Origin of the sequence: Nitrosomonas communis (assembly GCF_024102715.1) — a bacterium.
GTDB lineage: Bacteria > Pseudomonadota > Gammaproteobacteria > Burkholderiales > Nitrosomonadaceae > Nitrosomonas > Nitrosomonas communis_B.
In genome coordinates, this window is the sequence record NZ_JAGFJM010000030.1 from 1 (window position 1) to 1,898 (window position 1,898).

4 protein-coding genes are annotated in these 1,898 nt (G+C 47.3%); all 4 read right to left on the reverse strand.

Annotation, left to right across the window (positions count from 1 at the left end; translation table 11 throughout):
- Nucleotides 1-124: 124 nt before the first annotated feature.
- The 4 genes from J5I83_RS03100 to J5I83_RS03115 all read right to left on the reverse strand — a co-directional run bounded on the left by J5I83_RS03100 (nt 125) and on the right by J5I83_RS03115 (nt 1,833).
- The gene (locus J5I83_RS03100) at nt 125-259 is read right to left on the reverse strand and encodes a hypothetical protein (protein WP_304053209.1); all 135 of its coding nucleotides are present in this window, start codon (nt 257-259) and stop codon (nt 125-127) included.
- Nucleotides 260-333: 74 nt separating this feature from the next.
- Nucleotides 334-711, reverse strand: coding sequence for a hypothetical protein (locus J5I83_RS03105; RefSeq protein ID WP_304053210.1), 378 nt, complete (start codon nt 709-711; stop codon nt 334-336).
- 12 nt (nt 712-723) lie between these two features.
- Nucleotides 724-1,371, reverse strand: coding sequence for a phage tail tube protein (locus J5I83_RS03110; protein ID WP_304053212.1), 648 nt, complete (start codon nt 1,369-1,371; stop codon nt 724-726).
- 63 nt (nt 1,372-1,434) lie between these two features.
- A complete protein-coding gene (locus J5I83_RS03115) occupies nt 1,435-1,833 on the reverse strand; it encodes a phage tail terminator-like protein (protein WP_304053214.1) in 399 nt (132 codons plus the stop codon).
- Between the last annotated feature and the right edge of the window lie 65 nt (nt 1,834-1,898).

A 1,898-nucleotide genomic window follows, 5' to 3' on the forward strand; every position in this document is an offset into this window, starting at 1 on the left:
GAAGAAAATTTGCTAACAGCATCTTCTGTGTTTGCGCTCGTTTTCGCCAGCTTATCAAGCTCATCCCGGGCGGATTTTAATTGTGTCGAATCCGCCTTTATGATCAGTGAAGCTACTTCTTCAGTCAATTGTTCGCTGCCTGCACCTTGTCGCGGTAATCCTTGATTTGTATCAGTGAATCAATCAAAACTTCTATGTCATCAACTCTGAAATACTCGGAGAGCACATCGAGCGCCCCCCAATTTATTTCTGAACCCATTAATTTCCAGATTCTTAAAGCAATCTGATTGATGGGTTGCAACTGAACGTCTGGAGCAAAAGCTTTAGCCCGACTTATTTGCCTGAGGCTTTGGCTTTCGATCCAGATTGCGAGTTTTTTTCCTTGTCTTCCTTCTCTGCTGCTCGAAGCTTGAAGCGATCAATCACCAGGTCGGAGATAGGCCGCCACCAATCCGGCTTGTCCCCGATAACTTCATTGAATAACTCTTTGTCGAAAGAGACAGCATCATCACTGCCTCCCTCGATCAAGTCCGCCTCTTTCACGCCCTGCCATCCATCCACGCATTTACGTGCGATCTCGGCATCTGTGACGGATTCGCGGCCATAGACAAAGAATTGTTCGGTCGTAGGTAATGAGCCGGTGAAGGTGATATGATCAACCTGCACTTCAAAGCGTCGTTTCTGCCTGATTTTTTCAACTAGACTGGTCATGGCATCCCCTCATTAAGATGCAAACCATTGCTCAGGAGCAGCAAACGTCATGCTGGCCTGACCGGTAGCAACCGCGCCTACTGCACCATCAAAGCCACGTCCGCCTGCTACAAATGCGTTGAAGATCAACACTTGACCTGTTTGCGTGGTCACGCGAAAAGCACGGGTTGTCTTGGCTAGACTCGCTTTTCTCAGCTCGACAATGGTTGCGCCAAGAGGGTCGGAGTTCATGTTCATCGTGGCTACAGGAGCATCGTCCAGGCCGAACACCTCTACTTTTTGGGAGCTGGAAATAGGTGTTACGTCAATCCGGTTTGGCTGCGGCTCAGGAAAATTGAATGAAGTGACGTTATCGAAAGCAAGCAGCGTGGAGACCTTTTGAGCTGTGCCGCCAGAGACATACGTAGTCCAATTGGTTGAATCCAATCCCTCGCAGGTGAAATCCACGGTGGTATTGATGGACTTGACCCGGACAACGCGCTTATTGATCTCGAACATTCCGGCAACCTCATCGATTACGATAAGATCGCCAACCTGGAAATCATGCGTTGCTGTAATGACTGCTTCGGTCGCTTTTGAGATAGCGGTGATGGTTTTTGCAGCCGCCAGAGCGTTCTGCATCTCAACTTTGGTGTTGAGCAGTAATATTGGTGTAGACATGTGCAATCCTCGCTGTTATAAAAAGACGTATTAATGTTTCGTGCAATTTCCTGCTTGATGCTGTCATCGTGCTAAAAATGCCTTGTAACTGATTGTTATTACTATTTTATACCATCCCTGCTCTGAATATCCATTAGCGCGTGCATGACGAGTGATTACAATCTCCTGCCCTGCATATGCAATTTCAGAACCGATTTTGAAATAACTGAAAATTGCGTCAGCTTTCTGCTTTACGGCTATGGAGCCAGAGTCCACCGGATAGCGCAGAATTACCCTGAAAATCCCGTCAGTCTCATTAGTATGAGATAAATCAGCAGCAGTGATGTCATTTTGAATTACCAGTATTTCAGCGTATGCTGTTCCTGCAACAGGACTATACGGCAAATTTTCGTGCGCAATCGGCAGGCCGAACGAGCCGCTTATGAAATGCTGGATTAGCGCCTGGTCGATTTTTATAGTCACCGGCGCGAAACCTCTTTAACAATGCGGTCTATTCTGGCCATGTTCTTATCAATCATGCCGTCACG